Origin of the sequence: Belliella filtrata, from assembly GCF_022549775.1 — a bacterium.
GTDB lineage: Bacteria > Bacteroidota > Bacteroidia > Cytophagales > Cyclobacteriaceae > Belliella > Belliella filtrata.
Genome location: NZ_JAKZGP010000027.1, coordinates 1 through 17,826 on the forward strand (window position 1 = coordinate 1; position 17,826 = coordinate 17,826).

At 38.8% G+C, this 17,826-nt stretch carries 16 protein-coding genes; 11 read left to right on the top strand and 5 right to left on the bottom strand.

The window, feature by feature from the left end:
- From MM239_RS11255 to mobC, 8 genes are all read left to right on the top strand, one after another.
- The coding region (locus MM239_RS11255; protein ID WP_241348340.1) for an RHS repeat-associated core domain-containing protein at positions 1-1,499 on the top strand (1,499 nt) is incomplete at its 5' end.
- Positions 1,500-1,501: 2 nt separating this feature from the next.
- Positions 1,502-1,990 (top strand): hypothetical protein, encoded by a 489-nt coding sequence (locus tag MM239_RS11260; RefSeq protein WP_241348341.1) that lies wholly within the window; start codon positions 1,502-1,504, stop codon positions 1,988-1,990.
- A gap of 160 nt (positions 1,991-2,150) precedes the next feature.
- Entirely contained in the window at positions 2,151-2,420 is a 270-nt protein-coding gene (locus MM239_RS11265; RefSeq protein WP_241348342.1) for a hypothetical protein, read from the top strand.
- 158 nt (positions 2,421-2,578) lie between these two features.
- Positions 2,579-3,799, top strand: a complete 1,221-nt coding sequence (locus MM239_RS11270) for an IS4 family transposase (RefSeq protein WP_317235634.1) — start codon at positions 2,579-2,581, stop codon at positions 3,797-3,799.
- Between the two features lie 468 nt (positions 3,800-4,267).
- Complete coding sequence (locus MM239_RS11275) at positions 4,268-4,483, top strand: hypothetical protein (RefSeq protein WP_241348344.1); 216 nt, start codon at positions 4,268-4,270, stop codon at positions 4,481-4,483.
- A gap of 179 nt (positions 4,484-4,662) precedes the next feature.
- Positions 4,663-5,058, top strand: coding sequence for a plasmid mobilization protein (locus tag MM239_RS11280; protein ID WP_241348345.1), 396 nt, complete (start codon positions 4,663-4,665; stop codon positions 5,056-5,058).
- The gene (locus MM239_RS11285; RefSeq protein WP_241348346.1) at positions 5,043-6,281 is read left to right on the top strand and encodes a relaxase/mobilization nuclease domain-containing protein; all 1,239 of its coding nucleotides are present in this window, start codon (positions 5,043-5,045) and stop codon (positions 6,279-6,281) included. Before MM239_RS11280 ends, MM239_RS11285 begins: the two co-directional genes overlap by 16 nt.
- Before the next feature lie 15 nt (positions 6,282-6,296).
- Entirely contained in the window at positions 6,297-8,282 is a 1,986-nt protein-coding gene (gene mobC / locus MM239_RS11290) for a conjugal transfer protein MobC (protein WP_241348347.1), read from the top strand.
- Positions 8,283-8,287: 5 nt separating this feature from the next.
- Here the strand turns inward: mobC and MM239_RS11295 are convergent, their stop codons facing one another.
- Both MM239_RS11295 and MM239_RS11300 read right to left on the bottom strand, forming a co-directional pair.
- Positions 8,288-9,112 carry an RteC domain-containing protein gene (locus MM239_RS11295; protein WP_241348348.1) on the bottom strand — a complete coding sequence of 275 codons (825 nt, stop codon included), beginning with the start codon at positions 9,110-9,112 and terminating at the stop codon, positions 8,288-8,290.
- A gap of 170 nt (positions 9,113-9,282) precedes the next feature.
- Positions 9,283-9,882, bottom strand: a complete 600-nt coding sequence (locus MM239_RS11300) for a Crp/Fnr family transcriptional regulator (RefSeq protein ID WP_241348349.1) — start codon at positions 9,880-9,882, stop codon at positions 9,283-9,285.
- 215 nt (positions 9,883-10,097) lie between these two features.
- Here MM239_RS11300 and MM239_RS11305 point away from each other — a divergent pair, with 215 nt between their 5' ends.
- Together MM239_RS11305 and MM239_RS11310 are read left to right on the top strand one after the other, a co-directional pair.
- The gene (locus MM239_RS11305) at positions 10,098-10,595 is read left to right on the top strand and encodes a MauE/DoxX family redox-associated membrane protein (RefSeq protein ID WP_241348350.1); all 498 of its coding nucleotides are present in this window, start codon (positions 10,098-10,100) and stop codon (positions 10,593-10,595) included.
- A gap of 218 nt (positions 10,596-10,813) precedes the next feature.
- A complete protein-coding gene (locus MM239_RS11310; RefSeq protein ID WP_241348351.1) occupies positions 10,814-11,098 on the top strand; it encodes a DUF6520 family protein in 285 nt (94 codons plus the stop codon).
- A gap of 62 nt (positions 11,099-11,160) precedes the next feature.
- Here the strand turns inward: MM239_RS11310 and MM239_RS11315 are convergent, their stop codons facing one another.
- The 3 genes from MM239_RS11315 to MM239_RS11325 all read right to left on the bottom strand — a co-directional run bounded on the left by MM239_RS11315 (position 11,161) and on the right by MM239_RS11325 (position 17,131).
- On the bottom strand, positions 11,161-12,471 hold the full coding sequence (locus MM239_RS11315; protein WP_241348352.1) for a RagB/SusD family nutrient uptake outer membrane protein: 1,311 nt from the start codon (positions 12,469-12,471) through the stop codon (positions 11,161-11,163).
- A 91-nt stretch (positions 12,472-12,562) separates the two neighbouring features.
- A complete protein-coding gene (locus tag MM239_RS11320) occupies positions 12,563-15,769 on the bottom strand; it encodes a SusC/RagA family TonB-linked outer membrane protein (protein ID WP_241348353.1) in 3,207 nt (1,068 codons plus the stop codon).
- A gap of 51 nt (positions 15,770-15,820) precedes the next feature.
- Complete coding sequence (locus tag MM239_RS11325) at positions 15,821-17,131, bottom strand: TlpA family protein disulfide reductase (protein WP_241348354.1); 1,311 nt, start codon at positions 17,129-17,131, stop codon at positions 15,821-15,823.
- 265 nt (positions 17,132-17,396) lie between these two features.
- Between MM239_RS11325 and MM239_RS11330 the strand changes: the two genes are divergently transcribed.
- On the top strand, positions 17,397-17,552 hold the full coding sequence (locus MM239_RS11330; protein WP_241348355.1) for a hypothetical protein: 156 nt from the start codon (positions 17,397-17,399) through the stop codon (positions 17,550-17,552).
- Positions 17,553-17,826 lie beyond the last annotated feature (274 nt).

The window sequence follows — 17,826 nt, forward strand, 5'->3', positions numbered from 1 at the left end:
TAGATGGAGGGATGGCAGCAAGGATGGCAAATACAGGTTCTGAAACAGGAAGCCTTGCAGGTATACTAAGTAAAAGGGATAGCAATAATGATGCTCCTCCTGCATACTTGAATTACCTTTTCTTTGATACTGAAATGAACTACAAGTATGGTGGGTTTGTCCAGATGTCTCAAGAAGCTCGGGAAGATGGTACAATGAAAAGTCATGAAAGATTATCTCAAGAAGTAGTGGCAGATGAGCCTGGGTATTACTATATTTACTTATCCAACGATTCTAATACTGGATCGGAAGCGTTCTTTGATGATTTCACCATTATGACTTCGGAGTCATATATAGTGCAGCAGATAGATTATTATCCATATGGACTGATTGCCAGAAACAATATAAGAACTGGTGATAAAACAACCAAGGAGTTATTTCAAGGCAAGACTTATGAAGAACTTACAGGTTGGTATGATTTTCATGCACGGCAGTATGATGCGGCACTAGGAAGGTGGTTTGGAGTGGATCCTAAAGCTGAAGTAATGCCTTACAATTCTCCATTGACGGCAATGATGAACAATCCCGTTATGTTTACGGACCCTGATGGAGAATGTCCTATTTGTATAGGGATTTTAGTGGGTGCATTAATTGGGGCAGGAAGCTCAGCAGCAGTCTATACATCTACATATTTTGCATCAGGAATGGGTGGAAGTGGTCAATTTTGGAATGGATTCGGTAAAGCTGTAGGGATGGGAGCTGTTACTGGTGCTATTGGAGGAGGTATAGGTGGCGCTTTTGCGAATAGTGCATTTGCTCAAACAGTTGGATTTAGCATGTTGAACAATACAGCCAGTACAGTTGCAGGTAACTTATTATTGGGGAATGAGATATCAATGGGAACAGTAATAGGAGGGGTCGGAGGTGGACTTGCTGGTATGGGACTGCCTCAATTTTCAGGAGTTAAAGGTGGTGCTTTGGCAAATATTGGAGCTGAAATAGGTTATGGTGCAGTAAGGGGAGCCGCCACAGGGGCTGTAACAGGTGGGATCGCTGCTGGAATTGATGGTAAAAATATAGGTAAAGGAATTGGACAAGGAGCTTTTGCAGGAGCTGTTGGAGGGGCAACATTGGGTGCTTTAAATATTGCAGCTATGGGACCTTCATTATATTCTGGTTCAAATGATAAGAATTCACCAGTTTTTAGAAGTGGAGGATTACTTACCCTTCATTTAAGAAAAGGAGAAGGTATCACGATTGGACGTAATCTTATAGTCAAAGAATCGGGTGACATTGTAGAGGATTCTGGTTTAAGGTTCCATGAATACATTCACTTTATGCAACAAAAAAAACTTGGATCAGCTAATTTTTACCATAGAATTTTAAAGGAATATTATCAATCAGGGAAAGGGTCAGGGAAATGGTATCAAACTTATTTTACTCCAGGACACTTAGAAAATCAAGCAATGCAATTTGAGAATCTGTACAAAAATCTTTTCTTACCATTTAGAACAAAATAAGTATGTTAAAGGGATTAATTCTAATCTTTATTTTGGTAATTTCTTCCTCCTGTTCTGTATTCAGATCGGTTAGGTTAGTAAATAAGGAAATGACATCCAGAACTCAAATATATTTTGCTGATCATGGATCTTATTTGTCAATTAAGGCGGATTTGCTAGACTCAAAAATAATATCAAGGTCAAGTAGAGTGAATTTTAAAATTAAGGTTGTTTCTAAAGTTCCAAACACGAAATTCGAATCTGACGAATTGTTTGTTTATGTATATGAAACAAATTCCAAAGGGTATTCTAAAATTCAAATAATTAATAATAGCTTTAATAGTGATTTAATTCTGAAAAGTAGAAAAAGTAAATTCAAAGTTTCAGCGTTAGTCAATCAATCAAATATCATACAAAAAGGTACAATTAAGAAGATTGGACTAAAGTTACCGTCAATAGTTATTGGTGATGAAAATATTGATTTTGGAATAATTGATTTTGACTTAAAGTGAAAGAACAATAATTTATGGTTGGCTCCTTCTATGGATAGATTTATTGTAAAACGCATAAAAATTATTAAGAATATGCTGTAAGGATGAAGGTAGTCAAACATATTTGCTTAGATATATTGGGGTCCTTAATGTGTTCAGCTTATTTAAAAAAAGACACTTGATGAGGATATTATTTGCAGCTATTTTTGTAGTATTAATCTTCATCACAAATAGTTGTGATATTCAAAGAATATTGACTATAAAAAACAGTACAGATGGGACAATCTATTATTCCTTTCAAATAAAAGATGAAAACGGTGAAAATAAAATTGAATCTATAGAATTACCAATTCAAGAAACTGGACAGAATCAAATAAGTTATTTGTTTGGCTTTGGTGATGTTTGGTCTGATAAAAATATATTAAGTTATATAGCAATGTCGTTTAGTTAAGCAAAATAGTAAAAAAAATGTGTAAATTATAGGGGTATATAGGGGGTAACCCTAATTCTGAAATAAAAGAAGATTACAGGCTAAAACTAACTAAACATATTGACAATGAGCTCGACACCGAAGCATTTATTAGCCGTTCAAAAGACGGCCGTAAGGGGGTGTTCTCAAGGGAAAGAAAATTATCACTCAGGAAATTAATATTTTTTATCATGTCATTCAAAACAGCACTTCAACGGGATCTGGACAGGTTTTATAAAGCACTATCCAATGATGATTTCAATATCAGGGAGGTTACCAAGGGTGCATTGAGCCAAGCAAGGGCCAAGTTAAATCCATGGGCATTCAGGCGTTTGAACGAGGTCGCCGTTGCAGGATTTTATTCGGAGGCTTCCTATTATGTCTGGCATGGTATGCGCGTTTTGGCTGTAGACGGCAGTAGGCTGGTGCTTCCCCGGCATGAAACGGTCATTGAGGAATTCGGGGAGCACAGCTTTGGCCCCAAGGCTGATTCGAAACGGTCGATGGCTATGTGCTCGATGCTCTATGATGTGCTCAACCACCTGACCATAGATTCAGAAATAGCCCCATATACTGCAAGTGAGCGGGACTTGCTGATGCTTCACCTTGGGAAGGTGAATAGTGGAGATCTTTTGCTGCTTGATAGGGGTTATCCCTGCTTTTGGCTGTTGTTCCTGCTCAAAGCAAGAGGGATCGAGTTCTGTGTCAGGCTCAAGGACAATTGGTGGCTTGAGGTGAATGAATTCAGAAAAAGTCCTGAGAGGGAAAAAGTGGTAAAATTCAATCTCCCCAAAAAGGACACGGACAAGCTTTCAGGGCATCGGGAAGTATGGGAAAGAGAATTGGAATGCAGACTGATAAAAGTTGAGCTTGACAATGGAGAGATAGAGATACTGTGCACATCACTGCTTGATAGCCAAAAGTATGACGCAGAGGAGTTTGGTGGCCTATACCACCTGCGATGGAACGAGGAAGAAGCCTATAAGCTACTTAAAAGCAGGGTGGAACTTGAGGCATTTTCAGGCAAGACGGCAAAGGCGGTCAAGCAGGATTTCCATGCAAAGGTTTTCCTGATGACCATGTGCGCTGCATACGCACATCCCATAGAAGAGAAAGTCAAAGCAGAATACAAAGCAGATAGGCAGGAAGGAAAACATGGGCAAAAGATCAACAAAACAAACGCCCTGGCAATGATGATGGACATGGCCATACCCATGTTTATAAAGAAGAAGTTCAGCGAAGCCTTGAACGCATTCGATGATTTAGTCTACAAAACTCGGGAAGTTGAAAGACCAGGAAGAAAGCTGCCCAGGCTCAAAAAGCCAAAAAAACCTCATTATATGAATTATAAACCAATTTAATCCTTAACTAAACGACATTGAGTTATATAGATAAATTAGATTACGTCAAAATCATAACACAGTCAGATACATTATTATATTCTGATAAGGAAGACCTCTATAATTTAATAAGATCGAATCGAAACGGTTTTTTAAAAAGTGAAGTTAAAATTGTTATACAATAACAAATACAACTATTGAAGGAAAGTGTGTCTTTTTTTAAGAGGGTGTCCGAAAAGTCGGAACACCCTCGATTAAGCCAAATCTGATTCTCGTCATAAAAAGGAGTGATTTTTTTAAAGACTTACACCTTTCTGAAATCTATATTTCTCCATCAAAAATCACTTAAATAATTTCCCCTCAATACCACCTGATTTTTCAATCATCGTTGTAAACTCCCTTAAAAAAACAACCCACTTCCAAATTACGGTGGGATAAAATCCTGTGAAAGCAATTCAATTTTGACCCATAAACCAAAATTGAATTGCCATGAATGCAACAAATGTAAACACCGGATATGGTGGCAAAGTACCACCTCTTTTTGACCATGTAAGGGAATACTTCTCCCTCAAAGGAATGTCTACAGACGAAGCTGAAATATTCTACTATCACTATGAATCTATGGATTGGGAAAGTGAAAACGGAACCCCTTTCAGCAACTGGAAAACCCTTGCAGATGATTGGATATGGAACCTTTTGAATTAGTCAATCACAAGCCCGATTGCTGCAATCTTTATCAGATCCTTTCAAGGTCATGGATTGCATTTTGGAGCAATCAGCAAGATGTAGGATTGTCGGACGCCAATCCAATCTTGCCCTCAGCTCCGAAGTCGCAGAGGGGGATAAATCCTCCGAAGTCGGATTTATCTCAAAATTAAGAATGTATGAAAAAAAGAGCCGTAGAATACCCAATAAAAAGAACCATCAGGTTTACTGAAAATGAAGATGCAGAACTTGGAAAGCTACTCCAAAAAAGCACCTATTGTCAGACTTTAAGTGAGCTGATCCGTGATATGCTTTTCAAGAAAGATATCACCGTCAATACGTATGACGCAAGCCTGCATGAGGTCAAGTTACAACTTGCAAGGATTAGAAACGAGCTTCAGGCCATAGGTGTCAACATCAACCAAATCACCCGGTATTTCCATACCGCTGTAGATTCGGAAACCCGGTTGGTTTACGCAGAAAAGGTTCTGCCTCATTACAGGAAAGTTGAAGGTAAGATAGAGGAGCTGTTTACCACTCTCTCCCAATTGTCCAAACGATGGTTGCCAAAATAACCACTGGGAAAAATATACGTGGTGCACTGCATTACAACGAAAACAAACTTGCCAAAGGTAATGCAGATTTACTGTTGGCAAATGGATTTATGGATGATAGTGATACACTAAGTCTCCATGACAAACTTGTTCAATTCCGGGAGTTCACAGACAAAAACAAACGCACCAAAACCAATACAGTACATATATCCCTGAACTTCTCTCCGAAAGATGAATTGGACGACGAGAAGCTGAAAAAAATAGCCATGACCTACATGGAAGGAATCGGTTTTGGTGACCAGCCCTACCTAGTCTACCAGCATTTTGATGCAGCACACCCCCACATTCACATTCTCACTACCAATATCAGGGAGGATGGTAAACGCATTGAAACCCACAACCTCGGGAAGAACCAATCCGAACTTACCCGAAAGTCCATCGAGGAAAGGTTCAGGCTGATAAAGGCCGAAGACCAAAAGAAGGAACAGGCGTATATGCTCAGGACTATATCGATGGGTAAACCTCAGTACGGTCAATCAGAAACCAAAGCGGCCATAGCCAATATAGTGACGGAAGTAATGAGGACGTACAAGTTTACTTCATTGGCTGAATTCAATGCTGCTTTACGCCAATTCAATGTAACAGCTTATCGAGGTGAACCAGAGTCACGAATGTATCAGAAAAAGGGCTTGGTCTATTCCATTTCTGATGGAGATGGAAACAGGTTGGGTGTTCCCATCAAGGCAAGCTCGATTCATTCCAGTCCCACATTCCAAAACCTTGAAAAGCGGTTTGGGCAAAACAAGGAACGTAGAAAACAACACAAATCCAGAGCAGTCAAAACCATAGAGAATATACTGACCAAACCTGAAGCAAAAGACTTGGATGGGCTTAAAGAGGCTCTTTCCAAAAAGGGAATCCATGCGGTTTTCAGAACCAACGACCAAGGACGGCGGCTATACGGGGTGACTTTCGTAGACAATGTTACCCGGAGTGTATTTAACGGCAGTGACCTGGGCAAACATCTAAATGCAAATGCTCTTCATCAAAAGTTCAATATTAGGGAAGAGATACCGGTGGATACTTATCCGAAAAATCAAAGCCAAGAAGAAACCGCAACCGAAGAGCTAGCACAGGGTCGCTCATTGGTTGAAGAGATGATTCAGGGATTGTTTGATGAGGTGCCAGGTGAATTCCTCCCAGAAAACAGACCTCGTCGAAAGAAGAAAAAACGTCGCAAATAATCCAAATCAACGATCATGGGAACAGGTGAAAACGAAGAAGCTTTACGTAAGATCATTGACCTTACACGCAAAGTGAGTTTCGGAATACTTGCACTACACTTTTATGTGTACTGCTACAGTGCTTTTGAGATATGGGGATTTACTCATCCTATCTCAGACAGGGTATTGCTGAATCTTCAAAGTACTGGGATTTTCAATCATATTCTGGTCACGAAAATCATGGCTTTGGTCTTGTTGCTGATTTCCCTGCTTGGAGCTGCCGGGAAGAAGGATGAAAAGATACGATTTGCGCATGCTGCTTTTCCATTTTTTTCTGGACTAGTGGTTTTTCCTTTGAGCCATACTTTGCTAAGACTAGATTACGATCAGGAGACTGTTTGTATCATTTATATGACCATCACTATCATTGGATATATCCTTGTCCTTACCGGTGGAGGGTTGATGTCCAGGTTGGTCAAATTGCGCCTCAAGGACGATGTGTTCAATGCGCTCAACGAGACATTTCCTCAGGAAGAAAGGTTACTCGAAAACGAGTACTCTGTCAACCTTCCTGCCCAATATAACCTGAAAGGAAAAATCAGGAGCTCATGGATCAATATCATCAACCCGTTCAGGTCACTGTTGGTTATTGGTACTCCCGGATCAGGGAAATCTTATTTCGTGATTCGCCATGTCATTACACAGCACATAGCCAAAGGTTTTTCCATGTTCATCTACGATTTCAAATACGATGACCTTTCCATCATTGCCTACAACACCCTTCAAAAGTATAAAGATAGGTACACCAAAGATCCTAACTTTTATGTTATCAACTTTGATAAGCTTTCCCATACCCATCGTTGTAATCCACTTGATCCAGAAACCATGATGGATATCACCGATGCAGCCGAATCATCAAGGACAATTATGCTTGGCCTCAATCGAACATGGATAAGGAAGCAAGGAGATTTCTTTGTGGAATCCCCTATTAATTTTCTGACAGCAATAATTTGGTTTTTGAAGAAATTCAAAGGTGGGCAGTATTGTACCCTGCCTCATGTGATTGAATTGATGCAGATTGAATATGATTTGCTTTTTCCTGTATTACGCACAGAGCCTGAAATAGAGGTGCTGATCAACCCATTTGTTATCGCCTATCTAAATGGTGCAACCGATCAACTGGAAGGACAGATTGCTAGTGCCAAGATCGCAATGGCAAGACTGGCATCTCCCCAGATATACTATGTGCTTTCGGGCAACGATTTCACGCTTGATCTTAACAACCCTGATGCGCCCAAGATCATTTGTGTGGGAAATAATCCTCAAAAGCAACAGACTTACGGCGCAGTGCTTTCCCTGTATATTTCAAGAATGATCAAACTGGTAAATCAGAAAGGAAAGCTGAAATCAAGTCTAATCTTTGATGAATATCCCACGATCTATTTCAATGGCATTGACAACCTGATCGCAACTGCCCGAAGCAATAAGGTAGCGACCTGCTTGGGGATACAGGACTTTAGTCAGCTACGGAAAGACTATGGGCGTGAACAGGCGGATGTAGTGACCAACATCGTGGGAAATATTGTTAGTGGGCAGGTAACTGGAGACACGGCCAAGCAGCTTTCGGAACGCTTTGGGAAGATCATGCAGCAAAGAGAAAGCATGTCTATCAATGCCAATGATACCTCCATCAGCCGTTCTTCACAACTGGATTCCGCTATACCTCCTTCAAAAATAGCTGGGTTGAGCTCTGGTGAATTTGTTGGGATGGTGGCTGACAATCCAGACCAAAAGATCCCACATAAAACCTTCCACAATGAAATCATCAATGACCATGAAGCCCTGAAAATGGAGGAACAGGCCTATCAACCTATTCCCCCCGTTGTAGATGTAACAGCTTCTGAAATAGAGTCCAATTACAGGATGGTCAAAAATCAGGTGAAGCACCTAGTTGAAATTGAGATTGAACGGATCTATAATACACCGGAACTGGCTCACCTGATCATCGAAAAAGAAAGCTGATCCCGTCACATTCCGTCAGCTGCATCCATGTACTCTGTGAGTGCGGTTTTCAGGTGATCAAGGAAAACTGTACGGTTCTTCTTCCTTAGCCGTATTTCCTGAAAGGCACGGTAGTATTCTCCCAAATCCTTTTGAAACATTGGCCCAGTGATATTGGCGATATCCTTGATATCCACTTTTCCTTTGTTGAACACCCCCGCAGCCTTCAATGCATAGATAAGTTCAATAAGCCATACTTTTGGCCCCGTCCATACAGGGCCAGTTTTGTTGGATTTCTTTCCCTCTAGGGTATCAAGAGAAATTTGAAGGTATTCCAAAACCTTCTTGAAGGCAATAAATTGACCAACCCTATAACTTCCAGCACAACTGAATTCTGGATCTGCATCGAGGAAGTAAATGTCAGGAAAGGAGAAATCAATCTCTCCATTTCTAAGAAAAAGCTTGTCATCAAGATCAGTTTTTCCGGAAAAATGATACCAATAAAGCTCTTGATGTCGCTCGTAGAAAGCCGATATCTTTTCCATTTCTTTTCTATAACACCCTTTCTTTTGTTTGGGAGGTTTCAGTGGGCAGGAAGACTCTATTCTGAATACCTCAGCGAAATAAATCAATTCCCCCAAAAATTTTGGTTGGACAGACTTGAAGAAAATAATCTCTGACGACTTGTCCTTGAATCCGTGCTCGTTTACATATTCTTTCAGCTTGTATAATGATTCTTGGACTGCTGTAAAAGATTTCCTGCATAGGTCAATTTTCCCTTCTGCTGTCATGCTAATATCCAAAAGCTTTTCATTAGTCCTATTGTATAAATTTTCGCAATATAATTCCATGGCATTTACTTTTTAGGTTAATAATCTACTGATCAATAGCACCTATCTTAAGCCCGGAAAGAAAAGTGCGCAATTTCGATACCTATAAATTAATGATAGAATTTTTAATTAATGACCCTGATTGGAAGCTCTTCAATGATTCGAATGTCCTATTGATTACTTTGTAAAGCTTAATCTTTCTTTTTTCTGAAATTTGCAATAGTAGATTTACTTACTCCCAAGATGTCCATGATTTCCTTGACTTTTAGCGTATTCCCAAGTTCCTGTTCAGGTCCTGAAAGGATGTCATATACTTCTTTGACAGGCTGGGAAAGGAATTCAGCAAACCAGATTACAAGTTTCTCCTGTAAGGCATGATTGACTTTAATGGAGAGATCAAAAAAGGCTGGAGCTTCTTTTATAATCCTAGACTCAAATTGACGGTCAATCTCACAAACCTCTACATCCGAGATTGCTTTCAATATAAAATTTGAAGAAGTGCCAGAGTTAAAGGAGACTGGGTCAAGTGCTACTTCTCCCGGGAAAAATACTAATTTGGTAATTGTTCGACCTTCGGGAAGCTGGATTGAAAATGAAATGTTCCCTTTGAGAATGAAGCGAGCGCAGGTCTCAGCTTGGCCCGCATCCTTAAGAACCGTACCTTTCGGATACTTTTTTAAGTTTAAATAACTTTTTATCTTTTGATATTCATCAATCGATACTTCTGCGAACATGTCCATATTGGACTTAAGTTCTTTTAACCAAGAATCTTCCATTTTTTCATCATCCATGGGTGAAAATACTCACCCTTTTACTATACCCTAACACTTTCAAATACAAACCAAACCGTCTATATATATCAAGAGGTTTGTTCCAATCTCAAAAACCAATTTGATAAAATAAATAAGTTTAAGTACAAAATCAAGAAATTACTTGTTTTAAATAACTTTTGAAGTTAAAAAGTGCAAATTTGTACTTTTTTCACTTGAAATGAAAAAGGTACAAAATGGACTTTGAAAGAAGTGAAGATCCTTCCGAACTTTACTTTATGAAAAGTGAAGAAAAAATTGGAATAAGCTTAGATGGAATTATTACCAGTACATTAGTTCTGCTTTCTAGGGCAATACTTTCATTGATTTTCTTGTACTCGGCATTCTCCAAAGTAATTGATTGGCATGGTACAAGGTCGGCCTTACATAATCAGGTTTTCCCCGGTTGGGTGGCAGAGACACTACTCTTTACTTTACCTGTAGTTGAATTGGCAACAGCAATCCTTTTACTTGGAAGAAGGACTTTCAAACTTGGCTTAGTTGCTTCTGCATCGCTGATGGTTTGCTTTACAATTTACGTGGGTTGGGTGATGTCAGGAGCATTCGGAAGGATTCCGTGCAGCTGTGGAGGGCTTATTTCTACGCTTGGATGGCCGGAACACCTTTTACTGAATTTGGCACTGGTTTTCATCTCTCTCCTTGGGCTTGTGCTAAGCAAGAGGACATCAGTATAAATTAAAATAACCATTGCGGAAGGCGAAGCTAAAAACAGCTGCCCGGCGCCTGAAGCCTAACTATAAAATAGAGAACGGAAATAAAAAAGACGATTCTGTCAGTGTAGTCACCAGGTGGCGACCTGACACCAGCAGGGGGTAAAACCAGCCGTCCCTCTCAAAAGGTCAAAGACTTTGACTGAAACGACCGGAATTACTTTAACAAAACAATCAAAATTATGAAGAATTACATTAAAAATCTATTAAAAGCAAGCTTAGTAATGCTTGCAGTGGTGGCGGCGTTTGCGTTTACAACGCCATTTAATCCACAGGACAGAATCTTTGCATTCGACAGAGATGCAGAGGAATGGGTTGAAATTACAGGATTACAAGTCGGGGTACACTATGATTGTGACCCTGATCCAGAAATTTGTAGTGCCCAATTGGTAAATAATGATCCTTTAATGGGCGAACCAATTCCTGATACAGAGTCCTTTGGTGTCTATTCTCCTTTAGTTCCATAGACTACTAGGATTCAATTAATTTGTAAATATGCTGCCTTGTCCTAAAAGGCAGCATATTTTTTTTATCTTTCATTTTGAATTAGATTATTCACTTCAATTTCAATATCAGGAATTGGAAAAGTAAACCGAGAACTCCCCGCTTCAAGCATGTATTCTTGCCCATTTACGATTCTTTTTAAATCTAATGGTTGATCTGAAATTCTATTCAGTCGTCTAATATCTTGCCATCTCAAGCCTCTCAAAACCAGTCCTTTTCTTCTCTCTTCCAAAATTGTTTTTAAAGCTTCTTGTGAATCCAATGAAACAGTGGGTTCAAAAGTACCCTCTTTCCACCTTGTTAACAACAAGTTGTTCAGGTACTCTAAACCTTCAGCAGTTTTACCATTTCTAACTTTGGATTCAGCCACAATGAAATAGACTTCATCAGTTGCTATTCCACCAAACAACCTATTTTGTCCAGTGTACCAGCCCTTAAATATTCTTTCCCCTGCTGCATTTGTAGTAAAAAACAATTGTCTTCTTAAATCATTCTCTTCATACGAGTTATACAACTCAATATTAATCTTTGCTGTCCTATAAAAACCATAACTCGGCATTGAGCTATGAAAAATAACTTCATCATTGAACCTAGGAAATGGGATTGCTAAACTTGAATTCACATCATTGTAATCCAAAAGGTTATTATAAAGGTCTATACACCTAAGTGCATACTCTTCAGACTTTGCAAAATCCTCCATATTTAAATACAAGCGAGCCAAGAGTGCTAAAACAGCTGGTTGAGAGGGTCTTGATTTATATACAATTTCTTGAGGCAACAAATTAAGCGCTTCCATTAAATCCGCTATTAACATTTCATAAGATGCTTTAAGTGATATTTGGAATGCCTTATCTTCAATATTTGGAGTTGGCTTGATAACTAGACCAATAAGTTCATCAGCATTTAAAGGATCATATTCAGGGGCAAATAATTGGATAAGATTTGTGTATGCCATGGTTCTGTAAAACAAAGCACTCCCTCTAACTGCGTCATGAAGCAACCTATTTGTTTCATTTCTCTCAATGTTCTCTAGTTGGTCTAATACCACATTACTATAAAAAATTTGTTCATACGGATTTTCCCAATCTGGAATCAAAAACCCTTCATATACTTCACTCGCCCATATATAGGCATTTCTTTCTGCGGCATTGTTTAAGCTGTTAAACTCGCCATCAGAAATCCACAATTCATCAGAAGCTATTACTTGAATCCCTGGATTGAGGTTCATGGTTGTAAGTTCATCATCTAATAATGCTTGTAAATCTTCTAATTTATCAGGAATCAAAAGTGACTTCTGTGGCTTCTCATTTAAGAACTCTTCACACCCCTGCATCATTATCAGAGATATTGAAAAGATGAATATTTTAATTTTATTTATTTTCATGACATTTTCATCAATAAGTGATAAATTATTTCTTTTCGAATGATTAAAAATCAACCCTTAATCCAAATGCAATACTCCTCAAAGGTTTCATGGTTCTAAAATCTGGATCTAAAGGGTCGTCTGATGCTTTCCAAAGTATTCCGATATTATTAACATAGCTATAAACTTCAGCACGTTGAAATGGCAGCCGTGGGAATGATTTCTTTTCAAATAAATAAGACAATCTTATGTCCTGTAACCTGATATGATCACCTCTTTCAATCAAGGCTGAAGAGAAATTATACAGATCATCCCGAAGATTATTTGTAGCACTTGGCAAGGAAGGAACATTCGTTACCAATTCATCGCCTGGAGAAAGCCATCTATAGGCGTAGTCTCCATGACCTCCTAATCCAAAATTATTGCCGTACCTGATAGATTCACGTCTATAATAATAGCCTAACCTATAGCTGATATTAAATGAAAGTGAAAAATTGAGCCAATTCAAGTTGTTACGGATAGCCCCAAAGACATTAGGCCTGGCTGTTCCATGGAAAATCAAATCCCCAAATACCGTCTCTCTGTTTATAGCAGCGTAGTCTTGACTGACTTCTCCATCCAAATAACCCATTGGATCTCCTGTGTCAGGGTTCAAACCAGCCCATTGGTAACTAAAAACTGGGAACATTCCATACCCCTCTAAAGGATATACACTTGAGGCTCCAAATTGAAGCATTGTCCGTACAGTATGTTCATCTCCATAGTTTACTATTTTATCTTCGTAATAATTGAAGAGCCAATTGGTCGTCCAAACGACTCTCCTATTCAGGTTGACTGTCTTGATTTCAACATCAACACCGCTTCCCTCAGAGCTTGCTGTATTACCCTTAAAATTTCTCATTCCAGATGATGGAGCCACTGGTGCAAACCCAACCAAATCATATCCGTTCCTTTGGTAGTACTCAATGCTTCCTTCTATACGTCCATCTTTGGTTGAAAAATCAATCCCATAGTTCACCATCTTAGACTTTTCCCACCTTAAATTTGGGTTTGGTGGATTCGTTATATTGGCATAAGGAAGACCCGTAAAGAAGTTGCTTGAAAAAAAAGTAGCTGTAGTTAGGGCTGTCAAAGTCCTATCAGTATTTCCATTGAATCCGTAACTTGTCCGTAATTTTAAGTATGGCAGATTATCTAAATTAAAAAAACTTTCCTCGCTTATGATCCAGCCTAGGCCTGAAGACCACAAAGGCACACCTTTTTGATTAGATTCTACGCCATATAGATTAGACATGTCTTTTCTTGCACTTGCAGTAACTATATATCTATCTTTATAGAAATATGATGCATTAAAAAAATAAGAAACAAACCTGTCTGTAATTCCTGTCTGATTGTCAATATAAGGTATTCTACCTACTGTTGATGGGTTTTGGAATTGCGGAAAGGTATTGATGTAGTCTACAGGTTGTACCGTAGCCAGTTCTTGATTGTATCCATATTGCCTGGTCTGTAAAGTTTTTAATTTGTAATCTTTAGCTTCAAACCCTCCCAATGCAACGACCTGATGGTCTTGACCCCATGATTTATTATAATTTAACTGTGATCTAAAGGTATGGCTACTCGCTAATGAATGTCTAAAATCATAAACTCCACCTACAGGAATCGGACGGTTTATTGATCCATTGTCCAATACTCTTGAAAATCTATTGATCAAGTCCCTACTGAAATAGCTGTCTTGACTATGATGAACAGTTCTTTCTTCTCGATTATCCCAATATTGATATTTGACATCAAACTTTAGCCCTGGTAATAGGCTGTAGCCAGCATCAAGAATGAATCTTTTGTCAGATTGTTCTGCCCTACTATTGATCAGACCACGCTCACCTAATGGAGAGTAAGTCCAATCCAACAATCCAGTCCCTTCAAGCCCTGAAATAAAAGAAGTCCGGTAATCAATAGGTAATGATACAGGTAAACCATCCTCACCTACCAGTTTGGCATAAGGATATAAGGCGTCGAGTGCAGAAAGCCTAATTCTTGTAGGATCTACAGCATCTTCTACATTTGCCCCTTGCGTTAGGTAAAACCCTACGCCAATTGTCAGCTTATCATTCAACATGCTAAAGTTATAATTACCTCCAAGGGTAAACCTATCATCACTATTTCCGATAAGTTGGTTGAGGTTGTTATCATAACTTGCCGAAAGATTGTATCTCATTCCTGCCCCACCACCACTTACATTCGCTGAATGTTGCTGATGTATTGGACTCCTGTAAAAATATTTGTAATCATCACGTATGTCATGACTTTTGAGCCTTTCTAACCCCTCGCTGAGTCCGCTTTCGGTCAACAGACCATCTCTGTTTAAAATCATTAACTCAACAGCTGGGCTTAGAGCATAATTGGCTTGAGATATTTCTCTACTCCTGAAAAACCCATTGTCAAACAACCGTTGCTCTGTATCAATATAGTCGGAGACAGACATCCGGGGTCTATAATAAAAATCAGGTGATTCTCTAAAAATCACATTATTGTTTATAGAAACTTTCATAGGCTGATCAGCACTCCCCTTTTTCATAGAAATGACAATCACGCCATTGCCAGCTCTTGCACCCCAAATAGACGCCGCAGCAGCATCTTTCAATACTGTTATGCTCTCCACATTATTTGGGTTTATGTTTTCCAACGGTCCATCATAAGGGAATCCATCGATTACTACCAATGGATTAGCATTTGCAAATAATGTACTTCTTCCCCTAATACTTATTGGGTCACTTCCTGATCCTGATTGATTGAAAACCAGTCCCGAAGTGACATCTGCCAACCTATCCAAAATATTTGGCCCAACACTTCTTGTGATTAAAGTTTCATCCAAATGGACAAATGATCCTGTAGCCCTTTCCTTTGGAAGTTGCTGATAACCGGTAGACAAAATAGTGACTTCATCCATTCCAAATCCATCTCCTTCCAAATAAACCAATAAAGGTTCTGAAATTGGAACCTGAATGTCAAAACTTGCTTTTTCAAAACCCAAGTAAGTCACTTCTACGTTATACCTTCCATGGGCTAAATTTAATTCAAAACCACCTTTATCATCAGTAATTGCTCCAATTTCTGCTTCAACAATCCAGACAGATGCACCAATTAAGGGTTGATTTTCGGTATTTTCATACACTGAACCAACCAACTTTGCTTGCAAATTTTGACAATAAGCATGCAAGGGTAATAGAAAGATTGCTACTAAGAGCATCATGTATAATTTTATTTTCATATTCATTTAAATTCTGGGTTAAACATTTATTCTATTAAAGTGACGAGGATATTACTCCCGATCTCTTATCACAAGAACTTCTATTTTTGACTCCACTTCTTGGAGATCCAGTCCTTGCTTGTTTAAGGCATCTCTGATTGACTCAACACTACCCAAAGATGCTTCAATAGTCATATCAACTGGGTAATCGGTCTTTGTCAAGTCTATTATTGGAGTATCTAAATGTTGGAGGTATTTACTGTTTAGGTGCCCAACCAGCCAACTTAAATGACTATTCTTAAGCGATGCCCCAAAAAAATCTACTTTAACAGAAGGATCTCCTTCTAATGACTTTGTAAGCATACTTTCATCAATGACCGTAAGTGCAAGACACTTTTGGTTACGAAATTCAAGTTGAGCTTCATATTGAGGGAATAGTGCTTCTAATTGGGCTTTAAAAATACCCCAAACATCATCTTTAATAGTTATCGGTACTTTAAGTTCAAAAGAATATCCATTACCGGATTTTAGCCATGCTAAGTATTCTCTTGAAGTCCCTTCCCACCTCGACAATAATGGTTCTGGATTCGAAGTTTCCAAAATTATTCTATTAGGCATCAAATTCAGCCTGCCTTCGCTGTAAGCAGATTTAAACAGCTTGATTAAAGGAACATTTGAAAAATATATTCGCAAATGATCCTTATTTGGGTCTGGATTTACAGCTTCTTTAATAGAAAGCATGCTTGGCCATCCCTCAACATAACCTGATAATGCAGCATGAAATTGAGTGAATTGACCTTCTGGAAATTGTTCAGAGAAAAACAATGATTCGTTATTGTCAAAAGCTACTATCTTTTCTTGTTTCTGAACTCCCAAATAGGATACACCATCTAAGGCATTGTTAATATTTTCTTCATTCAAATCTTCAATTCCAGTGATGGCCAATACAGTCCCATTTTTATCTATCCATACATAGTGTGGAAGTGTTTGGTGTGGAAAAAGTTCTCTCAGCATATTATCCCCATACACCATAGGCTTCTTGATCTCCTTTAGCTTAGCCATCCGTGAAAAGAGCTTTTCTACTTCTTCCTTGTCTTGATAAGTCACCGGAAGGATCGCTAGTTCATCGCCAAAGGCTTTGTCCAAACTATCGAGCTTCGGAAAACTAGCCACACAGGGAGCACACCATGTCGCCCAAAAGTCAAGGATTAAAAGCTTGCCTTTATAGTCAGAGATTAAGATTTCTCCAGTAGGATGGTTCAAAACATTCTTAAATTTGAGATTGGGAATTTTATCCCCTACTTCAAGAGGTTCAAGTTTCTGCTGTCCGAAAGCATAAACAGACAGCAGCATGGTAATTAGCAATATTATTTGTTTCTTCATTATTTCAGTTGATTAGTCATTAGTTAATTCATTATTAGGTCATGTCCTTTTATGATCAGGATATGTATAAAAGGTCTTGGGTCAGGATTTGGCTCTGTTGTCATTTCTGTCTTCATAGTTACTTTGGGTTATTGGTTGATTTAGTTTTTAGGTGTTTGAATAGCTTGTCCCGAGCATCGGGATTGGAAGGTTGGGGTCATAGATTGGAAGATTTGGAAGTTGTTGTTTTATGGTTATTAGTGCTTAGTTATTAAGTTGTGGTTTGGTGAATACCTTCGAGGTTTTGGAAACCCTCAACTGGAGAGGTAGACTCAAAGGACTCCTCAAGAAGAAAAGGAGGTCGGTGGATTGGTTTGTAAGTGAGTGGAATCGCCACCGACCTGGGAGCTATGGAGAAACTCCCCACTCCACCGTCTTGTAGAATAGTCACCTTATGTGAATCCCATCCTACATGGGTTTATATTCATCGATTAACCTTATGAGGAAAGTTTGACGGGGAGGCCTTATGGGTTGGAAAGTTCAGAGGTTTTAATAGCTTGTCCGCCGTGGCGGATTTGAAAGTTGGGGGTCTGGTAAGATTCATGGGGTTATGAAAATTGAAAGATTAGACAATTGGTTAAAGACGTTAATAATTGTTTGTTAAATCGTTAATTATCAAGCGATAAGTCTTGTTTCTTAAGTCTTGACTCTTGCAT

Coding starts and splice junctions, on each gene's coding strand:
- MM239_RS11325 (WP_241348354.1), bottom strand. CDS start 17,131: ATGAAGAAACAAATAATATTGCTAATTACCATGCTGCTGTCTGTTTAT.
- MM239_RS11265 (WP_241348342.1), top strand. CDS start 2,151: ATGAGGATATTATTTGCAGCTATTTTTGTAGTATTAATCTTCATCACA.
- MM239_RS11315 (WP_241348352.1), bottom strand. CDS start 12,471: ATGATGCAGGGGTGTGAAGAGTTCTTAAATGAGAAGCCACAGAAGTCA.
- MM239_RS11295 (WP_241348348.1), bottom strand. CDS start 9,112: ATGGAATTATATTGCGAAAATTTATACAATAGGACTAATGAAAAGCTT.
- MM239_RS11305 (WP_241348350.1), top strand. CDS start 10,098: ATGGACTTTGAAAGAAGTGAAGATCCTTCCGAACTTTACTTTATGAAA.
- MM239_RS11275 (WP_241348344.1), top strand. CDS start 4,268: ATGAATGCAACAAATGTAAACACCGGATATGGTGGCAAAGTACCACCT.
- MM239_RS11320 (WP_241348353.1), bottom strand. CDS start 15,769: ATGAAAATAAAATTATACATGATGCTCTTAGTAGCAATCTTTCTATTA.
- MM239_RS11300 (WP_241348349.1), bottom strand. CDS start 9,882: ATGGATGATGAAAAAATGGAAGATTCTTGGTTAAAAGAACTTAAGTCC.
- MM239_RS11285 (WP_241348346.1), top strand. CDS start 5,043: ATGGTTGCCAAAATAACCACTGGGAAAAATATACGTGGTGCACTGCAT.
- mobC (WP_241348347.1), top strand. CDS start 6,297: ATGGGAACAGGTGAAAACGAAGAAGCTTTACGTAAGATCATTGACCTT.
- MM239_RS11310 (WP_241348351.1), top strand. CDS start 10,814: ATGAAGAATTACATTAAAAATCTATTAAAAGCAAGCTTAGTAATGCTT.
- MM239_RS11280 (WP_241348345.1), top strand. CDS start 4,663: ATGAAAAAAAGAGCCGTAGAATACCCAATAAAAAGAACCATCAGGTTT.
- MM239_RS11260 (WP_241348341.1), top strand. CDS start 1,502: ATGTTAAAGGGATTAATTCTAATCTTTATTTTGGTAATTTCTTCCTCC.